This is a genomic window from Arthrobacter sp. B2060, from assembly GCF_059090445.1.
In genome coordinates this window covers 180,652-202,536 of record NZ_JBNHFR010000004.1, presented here as the reverse complement: position 1 = coordinate 202,536, position 21,885 = coordinate 180,652, and the positions used below count along the sequence as shown (strand labels likewise).

Here is a 21,885-nt window from a genome sequence, read left to right as displayed (position 1 = left end):
TAGACTCGGGCACAGGAACAGGGGCGACTGGGGCCGCCGAACCGAAAGGATGGCGTTCGTGCCATGACTCCTGAAGGCGTTGAAACCGAGAAGAAATACGATGTCGATCCCGGCACCGCGCTGCCGGCACTGCAGGATATACCCGGAGTGGAGCGCGTGGGCGAGCCGTCCGATGCCGACCTCGAGGCGGTCTATTTCGACACCGACGACCTCGCCCTGGCCTCGCGCCGGATCACCCTCCGGCGCCGCACCGGGGGAGCCGACGCCGGCTGGCACCTCAAGCTGCCGGCGGAACCCGGCGAGGCGGCGACTGCGGAGAAAGTACCCCGGGAGCGGCGGGAGATTCATGCGCCGCTGGGACAGGCCGCCGTCGTCCCCTGGGACCTGCTGGCGCACCTGCACGTCTACCTTCGCGGCGCCGAGCCGGCGCCCGTCGCCCGGCTGAAGACCAGGCGCACCACGCATGCCCTCTACGGAAACGACGGCGTGCACCTGGCCGACTTTGCCGACGACAGGGTGGAGGCCGAACCCCTGGGCGGTGCGGGCCTGGGCGGCGGGGGCCAGAAAAAGGAATGGCGTGAGTGGGAACTCGAACTCGTCCACGGGGACGCGGAGCTGTTCCCTGCCGCCGCTGCCGCCCTCGACGAGGCGGAGGCGAAGCCGGCAGCCCACGAGTCCAAGCTGGCGCGGGTACTGGGGGAGGCCTGGCCGGGCGGGGAAGCAGCGCCGGACACCGCTGCCGATGAAACCCGGGCGGACGGTGCCGGAAACGGGGGCCAGCAGCCGGCCGGTAAGAAGGCGCCGGCATCCGGCGTCGTGACGGCCTATCTTGGCGAGCAGATCGGGGAGCTGCTGGCGATCGATCCTGCGGTGCGGCTGGAAGAGCCCGACGCCGTTCACCAAATGCGCTCCGCCGCACGACGGATGCGCTCCGCCCTGGCGGTGTACCGCAAGCTGTTCGGAGCCGCCGCGGTCCGGAGGCTCCGCGATGAACTGCAGTGGCTTGGCCGGATCCTCGGTTCACCGCGTGACGCCGAAGTGATGCGCGAGCGGCTGCGCACCCACGTTGCCGACCTTCCGTCAGAGCAGGCCCGCGCCGTCAACCACAGGCTGGACCGCGAACTGGGCGCCCGGTTCGACGCGGGCTACCGGAAGGTGCAGGAAGTGCTCATGGCGGACCGCTACTTCCGGCTGCTGGATGACCTTGAGGACTTCCGGGACAACCCTCCGGTCCGCCCGGCTGCGGCCGCCCCCGCCGGAACCGTGACCCGCAAACGGGTGAAGAAGACGGCCCGGCGGCTGCGCCGCTCGCACAAGGCGGCGCTGCGCGAGAAGAAGGGACCGGAGCATGAGACCGCGCTGCACCAGGTGCGTAAGGACGCCAAGCGCCTGCGGCACGCCGCGGAATCGGCCGTGCCGGTCCACGGGAAGCGGGCAACCAAACTGGCCAAGGCCGCCCGTCGGCAGCAGAAGATCCTGGGCGAGTACCACGACAGCGTGGTGGCACGGACGCTCTTGGACAAGATGGCGCGCGGTCCGGAGCTGCCGGAGCAGGTGACGGCCGCCTACGGCTCCCTGCTCGAAACTGAAGCCAGGATCACCGCCCGCACCGAAGCCAAGTACAGCAAGTCCAGGCGGAAGGCACGCAAGCTCCTGAAGCGCGGAGTCAGCTAGCCGGTTTCCGCCTCCATCGGTGGCTTGGTCCACGCGCGCGCTGAACTACGCCTGGTGCCGCGATCCGAGCCGCGAGACCGCGAGGGCAAGCCACAGCTGAACGCGGTCGGCGGTGATGGAGGGATCGTAGCCGGTCAGTTCGGTGATCTGGGCCAGACGGTAGCGGACCGTGTTCCGGTGCAGGGTCAGGGCTTCGGCGACGGCGGCCACCGAGCCGTTGTTGTTCAGGTAGCTCTCCAACGTGGTCATCAGCTCAGCCCCGTGGGCGGCGTCGAAGGTGCGCAGCGGATTCAGCGACTCATGGGCCATGTCCGCGAGCGGCACGTCCTCGCTCGCCAGCAGCAGTGACGTCAGGCTGAGCCGCTCCGGCTCGTTGACGGGCAGTCCGTGGCTCGCAGCGTCGCGCGCCTCGAAGTAGCTCCAGCGCAGGCCGTTTGGCTTCGTGTAGGCGCCGCCGATGCCGATCGTCGCATGGATGCCCGCCTCGGCGAGATGGTCGCTCAGGCTCCGCGCCAGCGCCGTGGCGCCTCGGCCGTCGTCGGCGATTACGGTGATCAGGTCCTTGCCGACGACGGCGGTCACCGCCTTCTCGAGGGCCCGCGGCAGCGATGAGGTGACGAGCTGCTTGTGGTGCGCCTCGGAACTGGCCAGGAGCACGACGTTCTTGCGGGTGCTGTTGATACCGGTGCCCGCCAGGCGGCGCGTGGCTTCGCTGGGGTCGAGGGTTCCGTGGATCACGTCCTCCAGGACCTGCCCGCACAGCGCGCGCTCGGCCTGGCGCTGCTTGACCATGTTGTTGAGCTCGACGCTGATGAGGTTCTGCGCGTAGCCGATGATGCCGGAGTCCTCGAACGGCTGCTTCACCCACAGCGTGCAGGCGTCGCGGCGGCCGGTGGGGATCGGGTACGAGGACCAGGAGTTGGCCTCCGGCGGTACGGAACCGCTGTTGTACAGCTCGGCCGTGAACTGGGTCAGGACGACGTCCGTGCGCAGCATGCCGCCGAGGTGCTTGAGCAGTTCGGCCAGCCCGCCGCCCGTGAGCAGCGCGCGGGCCAGGATCTGGTGGCCGGCGATGAGGCGTTCCAGCTTGGAATAGTGATCCGCGGACTGCGCATCCGCCACCAGCTTGCTGATCGCAATGAACGGCGTGCCGTACGGCACTTCCACCACCGGCAGCCCCCAGCGGTTAGCCTCTGCAACCAAAGCCGGCGGCACGGCGTCGTGCGTCAGCCCCACGCCGAAACCAATCCCCACAGCGCCGGCGCGCTGGACCTGGCGGACAAAGCGGCGCTGTTCCGGAGCGGTGCGCATCCGCAATCCCGTGGTCAACACCAGTTCGCCGCCGTTGAGGAAGCGCTGCGGGTCCTCGAGTTCCGTGACCGCGACCCAGCGGATGTCCTGGTGCGAGGTGGTCTCAGCGAGGCCGGATTTCTTAAGTCCCAGAGACTGCACGGCGAGGAGGGCCGCGAGGGATATTGCCATGGAATCAAGGGTAGCCGGTGGCTGGCCGATCGCACTAAAGCCCCGGCGCAAGGGTGTGCAGGTGGCTATTCCCCGGGCCGACGGGCTGGCATAGGCTCAGAGCAGCTTCATCACACCATTCAGGACGAAAGAGGTTGTACACCGTGGTTCAAACCTTGCAGAACTTCATCAACGGCGAGTTCGTTGCACCCGCCGGCACCGGACTTCTTGACATCGTGAATCCCGTGACCGGTGACGTCGTGGCCAAGTCGCCCATCTCCGGTGCGGCAGACGTCGACGCCGCCATGGCGGCCGCCAAGGACGCCTTCAAGACCTGGAAGCACACCACGCCGGGCCAGCGCCAGCTCATGCTCCTCAAGCTCGCGGACGCCGTCGAGGCGAACAGCGATGAACTCGTGGAGGCACAGCACCGCAACACCGGGCAGGTGCGCTCGCTGATCGCCTCGGAGGAAGTGGCCGCCGGCGCTGACCAGCTGCGCTTCTTCGCCGGTGCTGCCCGCATCCTCGAAGGCAAGTCAGCCGGGGAGTACTTCGAGGGCCACACGTCGTTCGTCCGCCGCGAACCCATCGGCGTCGTGGCCCAGGTGGCGCCGTGGAACTACCCGTTCCTGATGGCCATCTGGAAGATCGGCCCCGCGCTCGCCGCCGGCAACACCGTGGTGCTCAAGCCATCGGACACCACGCCGGAGTCCACCCTGGTGCTGGCGAAGCTGGCCAAGGATATCTTCCCGGCAGGCGTCCTCAACGTCATCCTGGGCACCGGCGAAACCGGCTCCATGATGGTGGAGCACAAGGTCCCCGGCCTCGTCTCCATCACCGGCTCCGTCCGTGCCGGCATCGCAGTCGCCTCCGGTGCAGCCAAGGGTCTCAAGCGCGCCCACCTGGAGCTCGGCGGCAAGGCCCCGGCCATCGTCTTCAAGGACGCGGACATCAAAAAGAGCGCCGCCGCGATCGCCGAATTCGCGTTCTTCAACGCCGGCCAGGACTGCACCGCCATCACCCGCGTGCTGGCCCAGGACTCCGTTCACGACGACCTGGTCGCTGCCATGGTGGAACACACCAAGACGCTGCACACCGGCTCCCAGAACGACGAGGACAACTACTTCGGTCCGCTGAACAACGTCAACCACTTCAACGCCGTGTCTTCGGTCGTTGAGCACCTGCCGGCCAACTGCCGGATCGAAACCGGCGGCCACCGCGCCGGGGACAAGGGCTACTTCTTCGAGCCCACCATCGTCACCGGGGCCAAGCAGACCGATGACATCGTGCAGAAGGAAACCTTCGGCCCGGTCATCACCGTGCAGAAGTTCAGCACGGAACAGGAAGCGGTGGAGATGGCCAACGACGTCGACTACGCCCTGGCGTCCAGCGTCTGGACCTCCGACCACGGCACCGCCATGCGGCTCAGCCGCGATCTTGACTTCGGTGCGGTCTGGATCAACACCCACATCCTGCTCACCGCCGAAATGCCCCACGGCGGGTTCAAACAGTCCGGCTACGGCAAGGACCTCTCCATGTATGGCGTCGAGGACTACACGCGCATCAAGCACGTGATGTCTGCACTCGATTCCTAACAGCCGCAAAACTTCTCTCCACCCGGTGGCCGAGCTGGTCGATAGACGGACCGGCAGCTACCAGAAAGGCATTCCCATGACCACCACCGCCAACGAAATCACCTACCGGCTCGAGCAGAAGCGCCGCGTCCAGGCCGACTTCCCGGGCCCCAAGTCCCTCGCGCTGGCCGAGCGCCGCAAGGCTGTCGTCGCCGCGGGCGTCGCCTCCGGCGTTCCCGTCTATGTTGCAGACGCCGACGGCGGCATCATCCACGACGTTGACGGCAACTCCTTCATCGACCTCGGCTCGGGCATCGCGGTGACCAGCGTCGGCGCGTCCGATCCCGCCGTCGTCGGGGCCGTGAAGGAAGCCGTGGAGCACTTCACCCACACCTGCTTCATGGTCACGCCCTACGAAGGCTATGTCGCCGTCGCCGAACAGCTGAACCGCCTCACCCCGGGCAGCCACGAGAAGCGCACCGTCCTCTTTAACTCCGGCGCCGAAGCCGTGGAAAACGCCGTCAAGGTGGCCCGCCTCGCCACCGGACGTGACGCCGTCGTCGCCTTTGACCACGCCTACCACGGCCGCACCAACCTGACCATGGCGCTGACCGCCAAGGCCATGCCGTACAAGACCAACTTCGGGCCTTTCGCGCCCGAGGTCTACCGCATGCCCATGAGCTACCCGTTCCGCGAGGAAAACCCCGCAATCACGGGTGCCGAGGCCGCCAAGCGCGCCATCACCATGATCGAAAAGCAGATCGGCGGCGAGTCCGTGGCCGCGATCATCATCGAGCCGATCCAGGGCGAAGGCGGCTTCATCGTCCCGGCCGACGGCTTCCTCCCGGCGCTGTCCGCGTGGGCGAAGGAAAAGGGCATCGTCTTCATCGCGGACGAGGTCCAGTCCGGCTTCTGCCGCACCGGCGAATGGTTCGCCGTGAACCACGAGGGCGTTGTTCCGGACATCATCACCATGGCCAAGGGCATCGCCGGCGGCATGCCGCTGTCCGCGATCACCGGCCGCGCCGACCTGCTCGACGCCGTCCACCCGGGCGGCCTGGGCGGCACCTACGGCGGCAACCCCGTGGCCTGCGCCGCGGCGATTGCGTCGATCGGCTCCATGGAGGAGCACAACCTCAACGGCCGCGCCAAGCACATCGAGGAACTCGCGGTGGGCCGCCTCCGTGAACTGGTAGCTGAGCTGTCTGAGCGTTCCGTGATCGGCGACATCCGCGGCCGCGGTGCCATGCTGGCCATCGAACTGGTCCAGGCCGGGTCCAAGGAGCCCAACCCCGAGCTCACCAAGGCCGTGGCGGCTGCCTGCCTCAAGGAAGGCGTCATCATCCTGACCTGCGGCACATACGGCAATGTCATCCGGCTGCTGCCGCCGCTGGTCATCAGCGACGAGCTGCTGCTGGACGGCCTCGAAGTGCTCGCCGCCGCCATCAAGGCCAACGCGTAATCCACCCCTCCCTTCGAGCGCGAACAGGCAGATAACGCCCCGTTTCGCGTCTTTTGAGGGCCTTATCTGCCCGTTCGCGCGGGAGATTGCACTGGCGTGCACGACGACGGCGGGCCGGGTACCTTCGGGTGCCCGGCCCGCCGTCGTATCCCGGGGTAAAGTCGTCCTCACCACTGCACGCCACACCGCAGGCCGGGGAGCGCCGGGGATCCGGCGCCGCCGGCGCCTGCCTCACCCGAAGAGGGGTTTTGCATGCGATACGTCGTCGGTTACACACCCACCGAGCGCGGCGCGGACGCCGTCGCGCTCGGCACGTCGCTGGCCCTGGCCCAGGGCGCACACCTGGACCTCGTCTATGTCGTGAAGAAGGGTGCCCCCTATGTGGCACTGAACCCGGAGGGCGGCAATGTCAGCGCGGCGGAGCAGGAGGTGCTGGCGGCAGAACGGCAGGGGCTCGGCCTCATTCCGCAGGGCCTTCCCGCCACGTTTCATGTGCGGGAGGCCGATTCCTTTGCGGGCGGGCTGATCGATGCGGCCGTGGAGTTAAAGGCCGGACTGATCGTGGTGGGTGCCGCCAGCACCGGCCTGTTCAAGCGGTACACCGTGGGCACTGTGGCCAACGCTTTGCTGCATGCCTCGCCGGTTCCCGTCGCCCTCGCCCCGCGCGGGTACCAGCGGACAGCCCCCATGACGCGCCTGACCCTTGCCGTGGGCCAGCGTGCCGGGGCCGAGGCCGCGATTGAGACGGCGATCAACGCGGCCAAGAGGCGTGGCGTGCCCCTGCGCCTGGTGTCGCTCGTCGAACTGGATGCCGCCGGGGACGCCGGGGAGGCAATCAACGCCGCGCACATCCACGCGAACACCGTCCTGACCGCGGCCTCCGGGAAAGTGCCCGCGGGCCATGAGGTCAGCGTGGCCGTGGCGCATGGCCGCACCATCGAGGAAGCGATCGACGGGCTGGAATGGCACGACGGCGAGATCCTCATCGTGGGTTCCTCACGCCTGGCGGAGAAGAACCGCATATTCCTGGGCAGCACGGCCAACAAAGTGCTGCGGGCACTGCCAGTGCCCATGGTGGTTGTCCCGCGCGACTACGAGCAGATCGACGCGGCGCTCTAAGGACACCGCCCAGCCGACCCCACCGAGCACAGGCTGAGGCGGGGCTTAACTGTCCGTTCGCGCTTCCCGAAGGGAGAGCCTGCGGGCAGCGGAGTTCTTGCGGGCTGTGGCAAGCATGTCTACGGTGAGCACGAGCAGCGCCAGCCAGACGACGCCGAAGCCGATCCACCGCTCGAGGGTCATGGCTTCCTGGAAGACCGCCAGGGCGACGATGAACTGCAGCACCGGCGCGAAGTACTGCAGCAGCCCGATGGTGGTCATCGGCAGCCTGCGGGCGGACGCGCCGAAGAACATCAGTGGCACGGCGGTGATGATGCCGGATGCGGCGAGCAACCAGAAGTGTCCGACTCCGTGGCTGGCCAGGGTGGCACTCCCGCTGACGCCCAGGAAAATCATGGTGGCGGCGGCCAGTGGCGTCAGCACCACGGTCTCCACCGTGAGGCCCGTGACGGCGCCCACCTTGGGACCGACGCGCTTCTTGACGAACCCGTACAGGCCGAAACTGACGGCCAATGTGAGGGCGATCCACGGCAGCTTGCCGTAGGAATACGTGAGTACGGCGACAGCAATGAAACCGATTCCGACGGCGGCCCACTGCAGGGGGCGGAGCGTTTCCTTCAGTACGAACACGCCGAGCAGGACGGAGACCAGCGGGTTGATGAAGTAGCCCAGTGAGGTCTCGACGGCCTGGCCGGTGGTCACCCCGTAGGTGTAGGTCAGCCAGTTCACGGCAATCAGGACGGCGGCGAGCGTGAGGGTGCCCAGCACGGAGCGGTTCCGGAAGGCGGCGCCCAGGACACCCCACGCCCTGGTGATCGTAACCAGCAGTGCACAGAACAGCAGGGACCAGACCACCCGGTTGGCCACGATTTCGAGGGCTCCCGCCGGCTGCAGCACGAAGAAGTACAGCGGGAGCAGCCCCCACAGACCATATGCGCCGACGCCGAACAGGACCCCCGCCGTCGTGTCCTTGTCCACGGCCTCCAAGCCCGGAGTCTGCGCACCGGAAGCGGTCATCGCCGGTGGTTCGGCAGTGGGCGGCGCGGCGGGAGGTACAGCGGAGGAGACGGATCCGTCAGACGTAGGCACAAGACCCATAACACCATCTGGCGCTGCCGTATTCCGTCCAGCGGGGCCGGGGGTTGCGTGCTGCACAGGAATAGTCAGTAGGCTTTCTATTATGAGGATGTTTAGCGGGCAGGATGAGGCGCGATGAGGCTGCGCCGCAGCAACGCCTCCGGCCGCGGTTACCGCAGGGTGGCGGCGGGCAAGGGGTTCAGCTACCGGGACCTCAACGGGTCAACCCTGCCGCCCGGGCCCGTCCGGGACCGGCTCGAAAGCATCGGCATCCCCCCGGCCTGGACCGATGTGTGGATCTCGCCGTTTGAGAACGGCCACATCCAGGCCACCGGCCTGGACGCGATGGGGCGCCGACAGTACATCTACCACCCGGAATGGCGCGAGCGGAAGGACCGTGTGAAGTACAACCGCGCGCTCCAGCTCGCGGAGTCGCTGCCCGCCGCCCGCCGGCTGGTCACCATGGACCTGAGGAGCGACGGCCTTACCCGCCGCCGGGTCCTCGCCGCCGCCTTTCGCATGCTCGACAGCGGATCCCTGCGCGTGGGCTCGGAACGGTACACCAACGAAAACGGCAGCCGCGGCCTGGCCACGCTGCTCTGCGCGCACGTGCAGGTCCGGAAAGGGCGCGTGCTGCTCAGCTTCCCGGCCAAGAGCGGCAAGAACTGGGAATCCGAGATCGCCGACGAGGACCTCGCCGCCCTGGTACGCGTGCTCAAGCGGCGCGGCGGCAACGCCCGCCTGCTGGCCTACAAGGATGGGAGGAACTGGCATCCGGTGACCAGCGCCGACATCAACGAATACGTCAAGGAGCGCACCGGATCCGACTTCACCGCAAAGGACTTCCGGACCCTCCACGGCACCGTCGCAGCCGCCGTCAGCCTGGCCCGGAGCGGCCCGCAGAAGAAGGTTGCGGCACGGAAGGGCGCGGTCAAAGCTGCCATGCAGGATGCCGCCGCCGTGCTGGGCAATACGCCGGCCATCGCCCGGAAAAGCTACGTGGATCCGCGCATGCTGGACCACTTCGCGGCCGGCGAGACGATCGACCCCAAACGGCTGGATTCTGCGGAATCGGAGTTGCGGGCCCTGCTCTACCGCGAAGGCGACGTGGTGCCCCTCAAGGAGAGCGGCTGATGGCCCGAGGCCTGGCGGTTGCCCCGCTGCGTCGCTGACCCGATGCACTAATGACCCGCTGCGTCACGGTTCAGCGCAGGATCATGAGGACAATTAGAATTGAAAACTGCGCGCAGGATGACACGCGCAATTTCCCGTTCCAGAAGGGCTCCCGGTGTCCAACTCAGCTGAATCCACCTCCCAGAGGCCGCTCCGCGTCGCGATTGTCGGAGCCGGACCCGCCGGTGTCTACGCTGCGGACATCCTGACCAAATCCAATGAAGTGAAGGGCGGGGACCTGGAGGTCAGCATCGACCTTTTCGAGGCCTACCCTGCACCCTACGGCCTGATCCGTTACGGGGTTGCTCCGGATCATCCCCGCATCAAGGGCATCGTCAACGCCCTGCACAAGGTCCTGGACCGCGGCGACATCCGTTTCCTCGGCAACGTCACCTACGGCCGGGACCTCACCCTCCACGATTTCCGGGCCTTCTACGATGCCGTGATCTTCTCCACCGGTGCCATCAAGGACGCCGACCTGGACATCCCGGGCATCAACCTTGAGGGCTCCTTCGGTGCCGCGGACTTCGTGTCCTGGTACGACGGGCACCCCGACGTCCCGCGCGAGTGGCCGCTGGACGCCAAGGAAATCGCCGTGATTGGCAACGGCAACGTGGCTCTGGACGTGGCGCGGATGCTGGTCAAGCACGCCGATGAGCTGCTCGTCACCGAGATTCCGGACAACGTCTACCAGGGCCTGAAGAATTCGCCGGTCACCGACGTGCACGTGTTCGGCCGCCGCGGCCCGGCGCAGGTCAAGTTCACGCCCCTGGAGCTTCGCGAACTCAGCCATGCCCGCGACGTGGACATTGTGCTGTACCCGGAGGACTTTGAGTTTGATGAGGCCTCGGACGAGGCGATCCGCACCAACAACCAGACCAAGACTATGGTGAACACCATGACCAACTGGCTGGTGGAAGAGCACGCCGAGGCTGAACAGCCGTCCTCCCGCCGCCTGCACCTGCACTTCCTGCACAGCCCCGTCGAGATATACGACGACGGCGGGTCCGGCAAGGTTGCCGGCATCAAGTTCGAGCGCATGCAGCTGGACGGCACCGGAAACGTCAAGGGCACGGGGGAGTTCATCGACTACCCGGTGCAGGCGGTCTACCGCGCCATCGGCTACCACGGCTCCCCGCTCGACGAACTGGAATACGACGCCGAGCGAGGGGTGATCCCCAACGAGGGCGGCCGCGTGCTCGACGCCGAGGGGAAGCCCGTCCCCGGCATCTACGCCACGGGCTGGATCAAGCGCGGGCCTGTCGGCCTGATCGGGCACACCAAGGGCGACGCCCTGGAAACCATCGGCTTCCTCCTGGAGGACCGGCTGACGCTGCCGCCCGCGGAAAACCCGGATCCGCAGGCCATCATCGACCTGCTCGAGGAACGCGGCATCGAGTACACCACGTGGGAGGGCTGGAACCGGCTGAACGCGCATGAAGCAGCGCTCGGAGCGGCGTGGTCCGAATCAGCGGCGCCTGACGGCGTCGTGCGTGAACGCATCAAAGTGGTGCCGCGCGAGGAAATGATCGACATTTCCCGCGCCTGACACTTTGGTGCGCACTAAATCCGGGAGGCATGTGAGGGTGTGGCGGGCGGCGGGTGACGCCAACTAGACTTTGCCGGACAAAGCGCGCGGCCACTGGCGGGACCGTGACATGCGACAGCGCGGGCAGGCGCAACCAACTGTGTGGCAACGGGAGTTCGATGAGGAACCTGATCCAGCCGGCAGCACGCCGCGGCGGAGCTGCGGAAGATGCCGCTGAGTTCGCCCAGCGGCACGCCCTAGCAGCCCACGAGCACCTGGACAGCGACTTTCCGGACGCGCCGGAAATCCCGGGCCTGCGCCGCCTCATCCGTGAGTCATGGCAGCGCTCGGCCCGTCTGCAGGCCAACCCGGATGTCCCCGAGGCGCCGCTGGCCATGGACGGGGAAGAGCTCGAGGAATACCGCCGCCAGCACCCCCTTGCCACCATCATGCCCGTGATTCAGAAGCTCCTCATCCAGCCCAGCCACGACAGCGGCCTGCTCGTTGCCGTCGGCGATGACGTGGGCCGGCTCCTCTGGGTGGAGGGCGACTCCGAGATGCAACGGCGGGCGGAGCGCATGATGTTCGTTCCCGGCGCGGACTGGTCCGAGGCCATGGTGGGCACGAGTGCGCCCGGGACGGCGCTCGCCCTCGGCAGGGGAATCCAGATCTCCGGCGCCGAGCACTACAAAAGGTCCGTGCACCCGTGGAGCTGTACCGCGGTGCCCTTCCAGGACCCGGATTCCGGCGCGCTGCTGGGCGTCGTGGACATCACCGGCACGGAGTCTGCGGTGGCGCCGCATACCCTCTCGCTCGTTGAGGCCACGGTTGCCGCCGCCCAAGCCCAGTTACGCGTCGAGCGGCTCCAGCTGGCGGCCGCCAAAGCTGCAACACGGACGGCTGCCCGACGGCGGAGCTCCGGTTCGGTGGCAAAGTCCGATTCCGCGGTGGAGGGCCGCCTGTACCGCAACAGCCTGCAGCTGCTGGGCCGCGACCAGGCGCTGCTCAGCATCGAAGGCCGTACCGTTGCGCTGTCCGCCAGGCACAGCGAAATCCTGGCCCTGCTCGCTACCCATCCGGACGGTCTCAGCGCGGAGGAACTCAGCGTCCTGCTCTATCCGGGTGACGGCTCCACCATCACGCTGCGTGCCGAGATGGTCCGGCTCCGCAAGGTCCTCCAGGAGCTCAACCCTGCCGCCGTGCCGGGGTCCCGCCCGTACAGGCTGACCGTGGACCTGGTGCCGGACAGCGGCCAGGTGCTCAGCTGCCTGCAGCGCGGGGCGCACCGGATCGCCCTTGAGATCTACCGCGGCGCCGTGCTGCCGCGGTCCGAGGCGCCCGGCATCGTGGAGCTGCGGGGCCGGCTTTCCTCCCTGTTGCGCGAGGCCGTCCTGACGGACGGCAGCGCCGAGTCGTTGCTCCGGTATGCCGAACTGCCAGAGGCAAGGAACGACGTCGGCGTCCGGCGCGCCGCCCTGAAGCTCCTGCCGCCGCGGTCGCCCAAGCGGGCCGCCGTCGTCGCTGACGTGGAACGGCTGGAAACCGAGCTCAGCGCTTAACTGCTGGCCCCCGGGGTTTCGACAGGCTCAATCAGTAGTGACCCTGATCATACGGTTGCAACCTGGCTGCAACCTGCCCGCTCCTACGCTGGGTGCAACGGCGGTCACCATACGGACCGCCACCGTGTTGCAGAGCAAAGGAGCCAGCAATGACCGTTTACGCACAGCCCGGTACCGAGGGTTCGAAGGTCACCTTCAAGGACCGCTACGAGAACTGGATCGGCGGCGAATGGGTTGCCCCCGTCAAGGGCCAGTACTTCGAAAACATTACCCCCGTCACCGGCAGGCCCTTCTGCGAGGTGGCCCGCGGCACGGCAGAGGACATCGAACTGGCCCTGGACGCCGCACACAAGATTGCCCCGTCCTGGGGCAAGACGTCCGTCACGGAGCGCGCGGCGATCCTGAACAAGATCGCGGACCGCATCGACGCCAACGTGGAGATGCTCGCCGTCGCCGAGTCCTGGGACAACGGCAAGCCCATCCGCGAGACCCTGAACGCGGACATCCCCCTGGCCGCCGACCACTTCCGCTACTTCGCCTCCGCCGTCCGCGCCCAGGAGGGCCGGCTGTCCCAGCTCGACGACGACACCACCGCCTACCACTACCACGAGCCCCTCGGCGTCGTGGGCCAGATCATCCCGTGGAACTTTCCGATCCTGATGGCCGTCTGGAAACTGGCGCCGGCGCTGGCGGCAGGCAACGCCGTGGTCCTCAAGCCGGCCGAGCAGACGCCGTCGTCAATCCTGGTGCTGATGGAACTCATCAGCGACCTGCTCCCGGCCGGCGTGGTCAACGTGGTGAACGGCTTCGGCGTCGAGGCCGGCAAGCCGCTGGCCTCCAGCCCCCGGATCCGCAAGATCGCCTTCACGGGTGAAACCACCACGGGCCGCCTGATCAGCCAGTACGCCTCCCACAACCTGATCCCCGTCACGCTGGAACTGGGCGGCAAGAGCCCGAACATCTTCTTCAACGACGTGGCGGATTCCAACGACGCGTTCTACGACAAGGCGCAGGAGGGCTTCACGCTCTTTGCGTTCAACCAGGGCGAAGTCTGCACCTGCCCGTCGCGAGCCCTGGTCCAGGAGGACATCTACGAGTCCTTCATGGCGGACGCCGTGGCCCGGGTGGAGAAGATCATCCAGGGCAACCCGCTGGACACGGAAACCCAGATTGGTGCGCAGGCGTCCAACGACCAGCTGGAAAAGATCCTTTCCTACATCGACATCGGAAAGCAGGAGGGCGCCAAGCTACTCACCGGCGGCGCCCGCGCCAAGCTCGAAGGGGACCTGGCCGGCGGCTTCTACGTCCAGCCCACGGTCTTTGAAGGCCACAACCGGATGCGCATCTTCCAAGAGGAAATCTTCGGACCGGTGGTGTCCGTGACGCGTTTCAGCGACTACAGCGACGCCATGGGCATCGCCAATGACACCCTCTACGGCCTCGGCGCCGGCGTCTGGTCCCGTAACGGCAACGTCGCGTACCGTGCCGGACGCGAGATCCAGGCCGGCCGCGTCTGGGTCAACAACTACCACGCCTACCCGGCCGGCGCCGCGTTCGGCGGCTACAAGTCCTCCGGCATCGGGCGTGAGAACCACGCCATGATGCTGGACCACTACCAGCAGACCAAGAACCTGCTGGTCAGCTACAACGAGAACAAGCTCGGCTTCTTCTAGGCCGCACACCCCTCAGGAAGGCAGCACCCTCACTCTGTCCACTCAACGCTTTAACGACGCAAGGATTTCGCCAATGACGACGACAATGCAAGCAGCCGTAGTATCCGAATTCGGCAAGGACCTTCAGATCCTTACCGTCCCTGTCCCGACGCCCGGCCCCGGGGAGGCGCTGGTCAAGGTGCTGACCACGGGCGTTTGCCACACCGACCTCCACGCCGCGGAAGGCGACTGGCCCGTCAAGCCCTCGCCCCCGTTCATCCCCGGCCACGAAGGCGTGGGCGAAGTGGTCGCCCTCGGAGAAGGAGTCACAGACCTGGCCATTGGCGACCTCGTGGGCAACGCCTGGCTGTGGTCCGCTTGCGGCGACTGCCAATACTGCCGCACCGGATGGGAGACGCTCTGCGAGGCGCAGAAGAACGGCGGCTACAGCGTGGACGGCTCGTTCGGCCAGTACATGCTGGTTGACACCCGCTTCGCGGCCCGCGTACCGGCTGGCTCGGACCCGGTGGAAGTTGCACCGGTGCTGTGCGCCGGCGTCACGGTCTACAAGGGACTGAAGATGACGGAAGCCAAACCCGGCCAGTGGGTCACGATTTCCGGCATCGGCGGCTTGGGCCACATCGCGGTCCAGTATGCCGTGGCCATGGGCCTGCGCGTTGCAGCAGTCGACATCGAGGACGACAAGCTGGCCCTCGCCAGGCAGCACGGCGCGGAGCTGACGGTTAACGCCCTCCACGAAGACCCCGCCGAGGTGATCCAGCGCGAAACCGGCGGCTGCCATGGCGTCCTGGTCACGGCCGTCCACCCCTCGGCGTTCGGCCAGGCGATCGGTATGGCCCGCCGCGGCGGAACGATCGTCTTCAACGGACTGCCGCCCGGGGACTTCCCGGCACCCATCTTCGAGATCGTGCTCAAGGGCCTGACCGTGCGCGGTTCCATCGTGGGAACCCGGCAGGACCTGGAAGAAGCGCTCGACTTCTACGCTCAGGGAAAGATCCACCCCACGGTTTCGGCCCGGGACCTGTCCGAGGTCAACGCGGTCTTTGACGAGATGAAGCACGCCAAGATCGACGGCCGTGTCGTGCTGAGGTTCTGATGGCGGGGCGACATGCCTGACGGCAGGCTCGATGCCGCGGTGACGCTGCCCGGGGAGTGCTTCTCCCGGGTGGCGCTCACCGCCGCGGCGGTTTCGCTGCTGCGGAAGCTTTGGACGCAGCACGGGCCGCTCATGTTCCACCAGTCCGGCGGCTGCTGCGACGGTTCGTCCCCGATGTGTTTCCCCGTCGGGGAGTTCCTGACGGGTGACTCTGACGTCCTGCTGGGGCGTTTTGAGATATCCGACGGCGGCCCCGGCACCGGAGCGGAAAGCGGCGCCATGCCGCTGGACTTCTGGATGTCCAGGGAGCAGTTCAACTACTGGAGCCACACCCACCTGACGGTGGATGTGGTGCAGGGTAGAGGGAGCGGCTTTTCAGTGGAAGCGCCGAAGGAAAACGCTTCCTGATCCGGTCAAGGCTGATGGACTGGCCGATGTAAACCGGTCCGGCTTGTTACAGAAAAAACCCTACAAAATGACACCCGGGCGGGGCCGCAATTGAGCGGACCGGCCCGGGCGTTGCATGTTCAGGCCCAGATTGGGAACCCCCAATCTGGGTGGCCTTTTCGAAGGGAGCCGTTCTCCGCGCCTCCGCAGGACCTATTTACTCCAAGGTTTTTAGGAGTGGGGCCGAACACCATGGCAGTGTTCCATCCCTCCTAGCGGCAGGTGTGCCATGAAACTCTTAGCCTTGAACTCAGACGGGGGCGCGGATCAAAGCCGATCCGAAGCACCCACCGATCCACCGATAAATCGGCGTCGACGACGCAGCAAGCGAAACAAGCGGCCGGTCTCCTTCCGGCTGATTGCGGCAGCAACCACCCTGGCGATGCCCGCGGCCATGGGACTGCCCGTGGTTGCAGCCAACGCGGTGCAGGGGCCAGTAGGGGCGGGGTTCAATGTCACCCCTTCGGACCTGTCGTTCATCCTGAAGCAGATCAAGATCGCTGAAAAGCACGTGGCTGATACGACGGCCGAGACCGGCCCCTGCGGCGCGTTGAAAAACCAGCTCGCAAGCCCGATGCTCTCCCTCGGACTGCGGACGGTGGACGGCAGCTGCAACCACCTCGAGCCCGGACAGGACAACTTCGGCGCGGCCGACCAGGTGTTCCCGCGCCTGGGTGCCGCATCCTTCAAGGACGCAGAAAACGCGGCCTTCGGTCCGCCCGTCGCCACCAAGTACTCCCAAAAGAAGGGCGACGTCTTCGACTCGCACCCACGGGTCATCAGCAACCTGATCGTGGACCAGACGTCCACGAACCCGGCAGCCGTTTCCGCTGCCGGCAATCCCGTGCGTACCCAGGGCAATGAAGGGGTCAAGCCCTGCACCACCGACCCGGACCCGCTGTCCGATCCGCCGGTAGCAGCTGACCCCGTGGACTGCGTTCCGTCCTACAGCACGCTCTTCATCCCCAACGTGACCACGGACGTCGGGCTGTCCCCGCCTTACAACTCCCTCTTCACTCTGTTCGGCCAGTTCTTCGACCACGGCATCGACCAGACCGTGAAAGGCGGCGGAAACGTCTACGTTCCACTCAAGGCAGACGACCCGCTGATCGCGGGCCCCAACCATAAATTTGACGACGACCCGGCGACTCCCGCCGTCGAGGGCGTGGACAATCCGGCAACACGGGATGTTGTTGAAGGTGACGACTTGCCCGTGCACCTGCGTTTCATGGCCCTGACCCGCGGCCTGAACCAGCCGGGCGCGGACGGCATCCTCGGCGACAACCCGGCCACTGCAGTCGACGAAAGTGCTGACGATGTCCAGGACGCCCTTAACACCGACTCCCCGTGGGTGGACCAGAGCCAGACCTACACCTCCCACCCCTCGCACCAGGTGTTCCTCCGCGAGTACGTGACAGACGAGGCCGGCCGTCCCGCGGCCACCGGCAAGCTGCTCGGCGGCCCCGCCGGACCGACCGCAGGAGGCATGGCCACGTGGGCAACCACCAAGGTGCAGGCCTTCGAGAAGCTCGGCATCCGGCTTGAGGACAAGGATGTCCTCAACGTCCCGATGATCAAGTCTGACCTGTACGGCAACTTCGTCCCCGGCCCGGAACGCGGCCTTCCCGTGTTCATGACCGCCAGCGGCGACGTTGAGGCGAACCCCGCCGACAACGGCGGAACGGGAACGCTCGTTCCTGCCGATGTGCACTACTTCAACACTCCGTTCCTGACGGACATCGCGCACAACGCGGACCCGTCAAAGAAGGACCATGACCACAACCCCGGGACTCCGGCTGTGGCCCCGACCAAGGACGCGGACACCACCGCCTCGGCCGATTTCGCCAGCCAGGCACCCGGCACCTACGACGATGAGATGCTCGATGCGCACTTCATCGCCGGCGACGGCCGCGTCAACGAGAACATCGGCCTGACCGCCATTCACCAGGTGTTCCACTCCGAGCACGACCGCCTGATCGACGACATCAAGACCACGCTGGCCAAGCCGGAGAATGCCGCGCTGCTGGGCGACTACCAGGCCGTCGGTGACGCTACGTTCAACTACGGCGAGCGCCTCTTCCAGGCGGCCCGCTTCGTGACCGAGATGGAGTACCAGCACCTGGTCTTCGAAGAGTTCGCGCGCAAGATCCAGCCTCTGATCAACCCGTTCCAGCCGTTTGCCTTCACGCAGACGGAAATCAACCCGGCCATCAAGGCTGAATTCGCCCACGCCGTGTACCGGTTCGGCCACTCCATGCTGACCGAGACCATCTCGCGCAGGAATGAAGACAAGCCCGGCCCCGACGCCACGTACGGAACGTCCGACGACATCCGGGGCTCCGAAAACGACATCTCACTGCTCGAAGGATTCCTCAACCCGCCTGCTTACACCGACGGCGGCGCCGAGGGTGAGCTGACGTCGGAACAGGCAGCGGGCAGCATCATCATGGGCATGTCCGACCAGGCCGGCAACGAACTGGACGAATTCGTCACGGACACGCTCCGGAACAACCTGCTGGGACTTCCGCTTGACCTTGCCACGATCAACATGACGCGGGCCAGGTCCGAAGGCGTCCCGACGCTCAACGAATTCCGCAAGGACCTCCACGCTGAGACCAATGACGGCCAGCTCAAGCCCTACACGAACTGGATCGACTTCGGTGAGAACCTCAAGCACCCTGAGTCGCTGATCAACTTCGTGGCGGCCTACGGCAAGCACCCCACGATCCTTAAGGATGCTGGACCGGATAAGGTACTGGACAACGCCGATGACAAACCGGCTTCGCTGAAGTCGCGCCGGGATGCCGCACGTGCCATCGTCAACCCGGACGCCCTTGCCGGCGATGTTCCTCCGGCGGACGCCGCGGCGTTCATGAACAGTGACGGCGATACCTGGTCAGACCAGAACGGACACTCCCGGACCGGCCTCGACGACGTCGAACTGTGGGTCGGTGGCCTCGCGGAACGCACCAACATGTTCGGTGGCCTGCTGGGCAGCACGTTCAACCACGTCTTCGAGCAGCAGCTCACGGAGCTGCAGAACGGCGACCGGTTCTACTACCTGGCGCGCACCCCCGGCATGAACCTGCGGGCTCAGCTGGAAGGCAACTCGTTCGCCGAACTCATGATGCGCAACACCAATGCGCAGGCCCTGAAGGCAGACGCCTTTGCCACGGCCGACTGCAAGTTCGAGCTGAAGAACCTTGCCGGCACCCGGGACGGGTTCAGCACATTCGGCAACACCGTCGCTGACGACTCGGCCTCGGAGTGCAACGAAACCAAGGTTCTGATCCGCATGGCTGACGGCACCATCAAGTACCGGATGACCAACACCGTGGACCCCTCCGGCATCAACGGCCAGAGCGTCTTCAACGGAACTGTCAACCCTGACCGTGTCTACGGCGGCAACGACAACGACACCTTCTGGGGCGGCGAAGGCAACGACATCATCGAGGGCGGTGACGGGGCCGACGTCGGACTTGGCGGCGAAGGCAACGACATCATCACCGATATCGCCGGTGACGACGTCCACAAGGGCGGCCCGGGCAACGACGCCATCGATGCAGGCCCAGGCCTGGACATCATCATGGCCGGTGACGGCAAGGACTTCACCAACGGCGGACCCAACATCAACGAAACCTTCTCCGGTGAAGGCGATGACTTTGCGATCGCCGGCCAGGGCGAAGACGTGGTCTTCGGCGATGGCGGCAGTGACTGGATGGAAGGCGGCGACGAGCCCGATCTCCTGATCGGTGACTCCAGCAACCTGTTCTTCCTGGACGATTCGCAGAAGCCGGGCCACGACATCCAGGCAGGCCAGGGCGGTGACGATGACTACGACATGGAAGGCGGCGACGACATCGGCCTCGCAGGTCCCGGCATCGAGAAGGTTGCCGGCGGCTCCGGCTATGACTGGGAGATCGGCATTGCCGATCCGCAGCCGCAGGATGCCGACCTGGATCTGCAGATCCTGCCTCTGGACATCCTCCAGACCGGCGTGCGCGACCGCTACAACGAAGTCGAAGCCCTCTCCGGAGGCCCCTTCGACGACAAACTCCGCGGTGACGACGTGGTTCCCGCTGACATCGGCGGCGCCGGCTTCATCGGCTGCAACGTCCTTGATGAGCACGGTGTGAACCGCATCGCCGGCCTCAATGAGCTGATCCCGGCAGAAGCACGGACAACCCCCATCGCCGATGTGATTGCCGCTTCGGCCTCGAAGGACTGCCCGATCCTGGACAAGTCCGAGAACGCGATGGCCTGGGGCGACGGCAACCTCCTCCTCGGCGGCGGCGGCAACGACATTATCGAAGGCCGCGGAGGCAACGACATCATCGACGGTGACCGTTACCTGAACGTCCGGCTGAGCGTCAAGAACGACGCCGGCGAAGTGATCGGCAGCGCCACGGGCATGACCACGCAGTACCTGAAGAACGAGGCCGGTGCCCTGACCGGAGCGACCCTCCAGGCGGACGTGTTCGCCGGCAAGGTCGACCCGGGCAACATCGAGGTGGTGCGGGAAATCCTCTCCACCAGCGGTGGCACCGACAAGGCCGTGTTCTCTGACATCGAGGCGAACTACACCGTCGACGTCAACGAAGAGACCGGGGTGACCACGGTGACCCACAACAACGCCGGCCCCGATGGAACGGACACCCTCCGGAACATCGAAACGCTGATCTTCGCCGACTCGATCGCGCCTAACGCACCCACCGGTGTGACGGCCGTGACCGGCAACGCTTCGGCCACCGTGAACTTCACGGCTGCTGTGGCCGGCGGAATCACGGACGAGTTCTCCATCAGGGTTGTCAATGTGGCCAACGGTACCCAGGTCGGCGCTCTTCGCACGGCACCGGGCGATGCCACCAGCCTGGTGGTCACCGGGCTGACCAACGGAGTGCAGGTCCGCTTCGAGGTCACAGCCAAGAACGTCCACGGCTCCAGCGCGGCTGCAGTGTCCAACCCGGTCACTCCTGCCGTACCGGTACTGGTGACTGCTGCTCCAAGCATTACCGGAGCCGCCGTGGTCGGAGGCCTGTTGAGCGCCAACACCGGAGTCTGGGGACCGGCGCCGGTGACGTTCAGCTACCAGTGGTTCGGCAACGGCACAGCCATTGGCGGAGCCACGGCAGCCACGTACACCCTGAGGGCCGGCGATGCCGGCAAGGCAATCACCGTCAGGGTCACCGGTTCGAAGGCCGGGTATGCCACGGCATCCCAGACCTCGACTGCAGTAACGGCAGCCAACGTTGTGGGCATCCTGACCGCGCTGCGTGACTTCAACAGTGACGGCAACGCGGACCTGCTGGCCAGGGACTCGAGCGGGGTGCTCTGGACGTACATGGGCAACGCATCGGGAGCATTCCCGACGAGGGTCCGGGTTGGCGGCGGCTGGGGTGTCATGAATGCCATCAGCGCCTCCGGTGACGTGAATGGTGACGGCAGGGCTGACCTGCTGGCCAGGGATACGAGCGGTGTGCTGTGGTCCTACCTGGGCAACGGTGCCGGAATCTTCCCGAACCGGATCCGCGTCGGCGGCGGCTGGGGTGTCATGAATGCCATCAGCGCCTCCGGTGACGTCAACGGTGACGGCAGGGCTGACCTGCTGGCCAGGGACTCGAGCGGCGTGCTGTGGTCCTACCTGGGCAACGGTGCCGGAATCTTCCCGAACCGGATCCGCGTCGGCGCCGGCTGGGGCGGCATGAATGCCATCAGCTCCTCCCGCGACCTGAACGGTGACGGCAGGGCTGACCTGCTGGCCAGGGACACGAGCGGCGTGCTGTGGTCCTACCTGGGCAACGGCGCCGGAACCTTCCCGAACCGGATCCGCGCAGGCGCCGGCTGGAACACCATGACGGCAATCAGCGGTGCCGGTGACCTGAACGGTGACGGCAGGGCTGACCTGGTCGCCAGGGACTCGGGCGGCACGCTCTGGACCTACCTGGGCAACGGTGCGGGAATCTTCCCGACGAGGGTCTCGGCAGGCACGGGCTGGAACATCATGAACGCCATCAGCTAGTCCGTTTCCCAGCAGCCTCCCGG

12 protein-coding genes and 1 pseudogene are annotated in these 21,885 nt (G+C 66.5%); 11 read left to right on the top strand and 2 right to left on the bottom strand.

From position 1 onward, the window contains the following. Positions 1-63: 63 nt before the first annotated feature. Positions 64-1,674, top strand: coding sequence for a CYTH and CHAD domain-containing protein (locus tag AC5RUM_RS09735; RefSeq protein ID WP_494034722.1), 1,611 nt, complete (start codon positions 64-66; stop codon positions 1,672-1,674). A gap of 45 nt (positions 1,675-1,719) precedes the next feature. Here AC5RUM_RS09735 and AC5RUM_RS09730 read toward each other — a convergent pair whose 3' ends face one another. After that, the gene (locus AC5RUM_RS09730) at positions 1,720-3,156 is read right to left on the bottom strand and encodes a PucR family transcriptional regulator (protein ID WP_494034721.1); all 1,437 of its coding nucleotides are present in this window, start codon (positions 3,154-3,156) and stop codon (positions 1,720-1,722) included. A 143-nt stretch (positions 3,157-3,299) separates the two neighbouring features. Between AC5RUM_RS09730 and AC5RUM_RS09725 the strand changes: the two genes are divergently transcribed. From AC5RUM_RS09725 to AC5RUM_RS09715, 3 genes are all read left to right on the top strand, one after another. After that, on the top strand, positions 3,300-4,730 hold the full coding sequence (locus AC5RUM_RS09725) for a gamma-aminobutyraldehyde dehydrogenase (RefSeq protein WP_494034720.1): 1,431 nt from the start codon (positions 3,300-3,302) through the stop codon (positions 4,728-4,730). 76 nt (positions 4,731-4,806) lie between these two features. Next, the gene (gene gabT / locus AC5RUM_RS09720) at positions 4,807-6,171 is read left to right on the top strand and encodes a 4-aminobutyrate--2-oxoglutarate transaminase (protein WP_494034719.1); all 1,365 of its coding nucleotides are present in this window, start codon (positions 4,807-4,809) and stop codon (positions 6,169-6,171) included. A 252-nt stretch (positions 6,172-6,423) separates the two neighbouring features. Further along, complete coding sequence (locus AC5RUM_RS09715; RefSeq protein WP_494034718.1) at positions 6,424-7,290, top strand: universal stress protein; 867 nt, start codon at positions 6,424-6,426, stop codon at positions 7,288-7,290. Between the two features lie 45 nt (positions 7,291-7,335). Here AC5RUM_RS09715 and rarD read toward each other — a convergent pair whose 3' ends face one another. Further along, positions 7,336-8,307: an EamA family transporter RarD gene (gene rarD, locus AC5RUM_RS09710; protein WP_494034717.1), complete on the bottom strand. Its 972-nt coding sequence runs from the start codon at positions 8,305-8,307 to the stop codon at positions 7,336-7,338. Positions 8,308-8,502: 195 nt separating this feature from the next. Here rarD and AC5RUM_RS09705 point away from each other — a divergent pair, with 195 nt between their 5' ends. From AC5RUM_RS09705 to AC5RUM_RS09675, 7 genes and pseudogenes are all read left to right on the top strand, one after another. Then, positions 8,503-9,501, top strand: coding sequence for a DNA topoisomerase IB (locus AC5RUM_RS09705; RefSeq protein WP_494034716.1), 999 nt, complete (start codon positions 8,503-8,505; stop codon positions 9,499-9,501). A 154-nt stretch (positions 9,502-9,655) separates the two neighbouring features. Then, positions 9,656-11,089, top strand: coding sequence for an FAD-dependent oxidoreductase (locus AC5RUM_RS09700; RefSeq protein ID WP_494034715.1), 1,434 nt, complete (start codon positions 9,656-9,658; stop codon positions 11,087-11,089). 158 nt (positions 11,090-11,247) lie between these two features. Continuing rightward, positions 11,248-12,627 (top strand): helix-turn-helix domain-containing protein, encoded by a 1,380-nt coding sequence (locus AC5RUM_RS09695; protein WP_494034714.1) that lies wholly within the window; start codon positions 11,248-11,250, stop codon positions 12,625-12,627. A 149-nt stretch (positions 12,628-12,776) separates the two neighbouring features. Then, positions 12,777-14,300 carry an acetaldehyde dehydrogenase ExaC gene (exaC, locus tag AC5RUM_RS09690; RefSeq protein WP_494034713.1) on the top strand — a complete coding sequence of 508 codons (1,524 nt, stop codon included), beginning with the start codon at positions 12,777-12,779 and terminating at the stop codon, positions 14,298-14,300. A 73-nt stretch (positions 14,301-14,373) separates the two neighbouring features. Continuing rightward, entirely contained in the window at positions 14,374-15,396 is a 1,023-nt protein-coding gene (adhP, locus tag AC5RUM_RS09685; RefSeq protein WP_494034712.1) for an alcohol dehydrogenase AdhP, read from the top strand. A 12-nt stretch (positions 15,397-15,408) separates the two neighbouring features. Continuing rightward, a pseudogene (locus AC5RUM_RS09680) lies at positions 15,409-15,836 on the top strand (DUF779 domain-containing protein). A gap of 389 nt (positions 15,837-16,225) precedes the next feature. After that, positions 16,226-21,862, top strand: a complete 5,637-nt coding sequence (locus AC5RUM_RS09675) for a peroxidase family protein (protein WP_494034864.1) — start codon at positions 16,226-16,228, stop codon at positions 21,860-21,862. Positions 21,863-21,885: the final 23 nt, after the last annotated feature.